Raw genomic sequence first — 4,899 nt, forward strand, 5'->3', positions numbered from 1 at the left:
AATTCATTTACACTCGTTATAATCATTTATTTAGCGAGGTGATTATGAAAAGCGCATTAGTTGTTATTGATTTCATTAATGATATTGTTGATTTAAAAGGGAAAATCCCTAGCTGCGCACAACAAGTCATTGCCTGTAATACCATTAAACATGCCAATAGTGCGATTGCATGGGCTCGTAAGAACCATATCCCTTGTATTTTTATCAAAGTTGGCTTCAACAATGATTACCTCGATCTACCCCGTCACTCCCCTATGTTTGGTAAAGCCGAGAGTATAGGAGCATTAAATCTCAAGAGTTGGGGAACACAATTTCATCAAGATTTAGCAATAACAGAAGACGATCTGGTGATCTGCAAACCTCGAGTCAATCCATTTCATAACACACAACTAGATAGTGTATTACGTGCAAATGCGATCACTGATGTGTATTTTTGTGGAGTGAGTACAGCGTGGGCAATTCAATCAGCAGTCAGAGATGCTCATGACCGTGATTATCAGGTTCATATCATTACCGATGCATGTGCAGCAGCAACAGAAGAAGAGCATCAAAGCTCGTTAACTATGTTATCTCGCATAGCCACGTTACACAGTTCAAAGCAGCTAAAAGAATAAATACTGAAGCACAGTAAAAACCGCATTACTAGCTAAGCTGACTAAAAGCAAAACTGAGCAATGCGGTTAATTGAGTAAAGACTAGATATCGTCTTCCCAAGGCATATCAGGTAATGCGGCAAGGTTTTCACTGTAACGTTTTAAATCGAATTTACCTTCGTTTTTCATTACATCAAACACTTCAATTGACAGTGCACATGCCATCATTTGGATCGCTTCTTCACGTGGTGTCCCCGTCATGACTAAGCGCATGAGTGTTTCTTTAACCACTAACGGTTCACCATCAGATAGCTGATTCTCAACCGTTTCAACAAGCATATCGCCTGTCATGATCTCTTCGTTTTCCATCATATTCATCTCTAAATAAATTTGGCGTATTCTATCGTATTTACCGTAATAACAGCTAGTTTTGCACTACCACTCAACAAATATAACCAACAGATAGCTAATTATTCAGATTAAATAAAGAGAGTAACAATGGCGTTGCTTCTGGCATAGATGCAAATGAATGGTTCGCGTGTGCTGGTAACTTAGCGCTATGTTCATTTACAAATACGGCATGAATATTGGCACTCAGTGCCGACATTAATCCTGTTCGACTATCTTCTACAGCCACCGCCTTTTCTGGCAAAACCTGCATTGTTTTACAGGCTTGTAAATACACATCAGGGGCAGGTTTATTATTTGTGACTTCATAACCGCTAAAAACATTATCAAACAGTGACAACCAACCATGCTGAGCTAACACTCCCGTCACGTAATCTCTCGGCGCTCCCGTGACCACTGCCATCGGCACTTTGCCTGATAAGGTTTTAAGCAAATCATCCACACCAGGCATTGCTGGAATGCCCTTTTCAATGATCATCGCTTCAGTCAATGTTTCCATCTCATTGATCATGGTAGAAACTGTTGTAGGAATCTTATAGTGAGAAATAAAATGCTCAGCGATGTGGGGCCAAGTAACACCAGCGTACTGAGACATAAATGTATCAATACTTAACTCAACCCCATGACCTGCTAAATATTGGCTCCAATTCGCAGCATGAAAGCGTTCCGAATCAACTAATGTTCCATCAAAATCAAAAAATAACGTTTGCATGTATTACCTGATAACTACTGTCCACTGTTACCTTATAGCACGACTATTGATAATCATGTATCTAAGAAGTGATTAGCATGAGGTAATCGCACACACATTACTCTGCTTAAGCAGTACCATCGCCGCATCAATATTCACTGCAGGACTAAAATAAAAACCTTGAATATAGTGGCATCCCATTTTAGATAACAGTTGAAGTTGTGCTTTTGTTTCAACACCTTCAGCCACAACATCTAAATGAAGTTTACGACTCATATCCATAACAAGTGAGACTAAAATCTGACTTTCAACACTCTGCTCAATATCAACAATAAAATTGCGGTCAATTTTTATCACATTCGGCTTATTGGCAATAATAGCTGACATTGACGAATAACCAGTTCCAAAATCATCAATCGCAATACAGATACCCTTCTGAGCAAATTCAGATAATAATTCTAAAATATTATTACCTTCATCAAGAGCAGCAGACTCGGTGATTTCAATCATGATCTTGTCATACGCCAGTCCATGTTCATCAATAATGTCGTAAATATACTTTTGATCAAAAACAGCAAATTCACGCACTGAGCGATTGATAGACATACAAATATCGGTATATCCCTTCTGATGCATGTAAGCCAAATCTCGACACGCTTGTTCGAAAACAACTCGTCCTAATTGCCCTATTAACCCGTAGGTTTCAGCCATTTCGATAAAGACTATAGGTGATATATAGCCTTCTTCTTCATCGAACCAACGCGTTAATGCTTCGAATTTACAGATTTTCCCCGTTTCAATATCAACAATTGGTTGATAGTAAACTTGGATTTTTTTCTCTGCGATGGCTTTAATTAAACGATCTTTTAAGCGTAATTTTCGAATGTATTCAGACTGCAACTGTGCATCATAAATTGAAATACCATTGCGCCCATTACGTTTTTGCTCATACATTGCATAATCAGCATTTTTTAACAACGCTTGATGTGTCTCACCACTTTCAGGATAAGTCGATATCCCAATACTGATAGTGATATTAAACTGTAACTCATCAATAAAAATCGGCTGAGATAATGCTTGCATTAATTTTTGCGCGTACCGCTTGGCATATGAGGACGATTTATCTTTTAATAAAATCGCAAATTCATCGCCACCATAACGGCACACTGAAGTCTCTTTAGAACAAAAGTCCAATAAGATTTCAGCAAGATGCTTTAGCAACTTATCGCCAACATCATGACCATAAAGATCGTTGATTGACTTAAAATCGTCTAAATCAATAAACAACACTGAGAACTCTTGGTTACAACCGCCTTTCTTTACTTGCTCACATGCCGAATTGATCTCCTGCTCTACTCTTTCAGTAAAACAGCGGCGATTCATTAGTGTGGTTAAAGCATCATTATTTGCATAGAACAACAACTCTTTTTCTGTTTGTTGACGTACACTGATATCGTGAAATACACCAACATAGTTCACCACCTCGTGGTTATCATCTTCAACTTTGTTGATAGTCATTTCTTCAGGGTACACATTGCCATTCTTACGACGATTGTATAGCTGACCTTTCCATTGTCCTGTGTGTTCAACGCAATCCCACATTTCTTCGTAGAACGCTTTGTCATGAAACCCTGATGCCAAAATTCGAGGATCTTTGCCAATCACTTCTTCACAGCTATAGCCTGTTACCGTTTCAAATGACTCATTCACAGTAACGATATGGTTATTACTATCGGTGATCACAATACATTCTGAGGTATTATCAAATACGGTTTTCGCCAGATTTAATTGCTGAACCGTAGAAACGGTCTCAGTAATGTCCGTTAAAATACCTGCAACTTTCTCAGTCTCACCAAATGAGTTTACAGCGACTACTTTACCCTGACATTGAAACCAATGGTCAATATAAAAAATGTTTGTCACAAATTTAGGGTTCAAACGAAAATCAAAATTAAGAGAGTGAGATTCATTATTTCTTAATTTTCTAATTGCATCTAAAACAACGTTTCTTTCGTCTCTATGGATCAAACGTATTAGCTCATATAACGAATGAATAACACGCTCATCGATATTGAGGATTTCCCATACTTTTGGCGAGGTGACTTTTTCACGGGTATTAAAATGATATTCCCATACCCCTTCGGCTACCGCATTATAGGTAATATGTAATTGATTGGAGGTTTTAGATAACTCTGTAGAAATATGATAAAACTCACTGATATCTTGAATAATGCCACGAATAAGTGTTGTTTTACCTTTTTCATCTTTAACAATGACTGAATCCTTACGAACGTATTTAACTTTCCCACTAGGCAGTAATAATCGATAAATAATATTATATCCGGTATGTTCGGAAGTAATAATATCATCCATAAATTGGATCACACGCTCTCTATCTTCAGGATGAATTGAGCTTTGCACAAATTTAAGATCAGGATGCAAGCAGTTCTCTAACTCGTAAATACGGCAGGCTTCTTTACTCCATGTATAAGTATTGGTTAATACATCCCACTGCCAATTTCCTAATTTAGCAACACGTTGGGACGCCTCCATTTCACTAAGTAGCAATTTTTGCTCTGACAGTAATGCCAAGTATTGAAGCTCTGAACCTAGCAATAACCCCATAGCTTCGGCCCAATCGGTATGCTCTTGCGATAAATAAAACGGCTGCTGAAATAGGCATACAACAATACCAATCACATCGTCATGAGGCGAAATAATAGGAATACCAAGATAGGATTCAAACTGCTGTTCAACCATCAATTTATCTTTTGGATAAGCAGAATATGCGTGATCTTCGATAAGGTAAATAGCTCCACTTTCCAAAACTTTTCGGCACGGAACATCATCTAAAAGGTAACTTATCGTGCTATCAGTAATAACACCATCAATGTAATAAGCTAGCGATGTTGCCTTACTACAACTTTTATTAAAATAGGCGATATAGTAATGATCTGGCTGTAATTCATTAAATATTGACTGCATAGTGTGGGATATAAAATCTTTACCATATTGATTTCGCTTTAACGCTTTTAATGCAGTAACCATTAAATTTTCTAACCTAAGATAATTGTAGTATGTCAAAAAAGTATAGAGTGCATAATGTACAATACCACTTTATTTAAAAGAAGCTTATCATCAAGCAACTTTCGCTTTATTACTTTAGTTTTGATTTATATCAGTTTACTTATTACATTATCGCAAGTA

4 protein-coding genes are annotated in these 4,899 nt (G+C 37.3%); 1 reads left to right on the top strand and 3 read right to left on the bottom strand.

Annotation, left to right across the window (positions count from 1 at the left end; all coding sequences use genetic code 11):
• Window positions 1-44 precede the first annotated feature (44 nt).
• A complete protein-coding gene (locus E5A76_RS09945) occupies window positions 45-614 on the top strand; it encodes an isochorismatase family cysteine hydrolase (RefSeq protein ID WP_161118829.1) in 570 nt (189 codons plus the stop codon).
• An 81-nt stretch (window positions 615-695) separates the two neighbouring features.
• On the opposite strand, the gene E5A76_RS09950 is transcribed toward E5A76_RS09945, so the two are convergent.
• From E5A76_RS09950 to E5A76_RS09960, 3 genes are all read right to left on the bottom strand, one after another.
• A complete protein-coding gene (locus E5A76_RS09950) occupies window positions 696-962 on the bottom strand; it encodes a hypothetical protein (protein WP_081001744.1) in 267 nt (88 codons plus the stop codon).
• 97 nt (window positions 963-1,059) lie between these two features.
• Window positions 1,060-1,713, bottom strand: coding sequence for an HAD family hydrolase (locus E5A76_RS09955; protein ID WP_161118830.1), 654 nt, complete (start codon window positions 1,711-1,713; stop codon window positions 1,060-1,062).
• Window positions 1,714-1,785: 72 nt separating this feature from the next.
• Window positions 1,786-4,740 carry a bifunctional diguanylate cyclase/phosphodiesterase gene (locus E5A76_RS09960; RefSeq protein WP_161118831.1) on the bottom strand — a complete coding sequence of 985 codons (2,955 nt, stop codon included), beginning with the start codon at window positions 4,738-4,740 and terminating at the stop codon, window positions 1,786-1,788.
• Window positions 4,741-4,899: the final 159 nt, after the last annotated feature.

It is taken from the genome of Photobacterium lucens (genome assembly GCF_009873615.1).
In the GTDB taxonomy this organism is placed as follows: Bacteria; Pseudomonadota; Gammaproteobacteria; order Enterobacterales; family Vibrionaceae; genus Photobacterium; species Photobacterium lucens.

Excerpts from the sequence above, each read along its gene's own strand:
- E5A76_RS09945 (WP_161118829.1), top strand. The coding sequence starts at position 45 with ATGAAAAGCGCATTAGTTGTTATTGATTTCATTAATGATATTGTTGAT.
- E5A76_RS09950 (WP_081001744.1), bottom strand. The coding sequence starts at position 962 with ATGGAAAACGAAGAGATCATGACAGGCGATATGCTTGTTGAAACGGTT.
- E5A76_RS09955 (WP_161118830.1), bottom strand. The coding sequence starts at position 1,713 with ATGCAAACGTTATTTTTTGATTTTGATGGAACATTAGTTGATTCGGAA.
- E5A76_RS09960 (WP_161118831.1), bottom strand. The coding sequence starts at position 4,740 with ATGGTTACTGCATTAAAAGCGTTAAAGCGAAATCAATATGGTAAAGAT.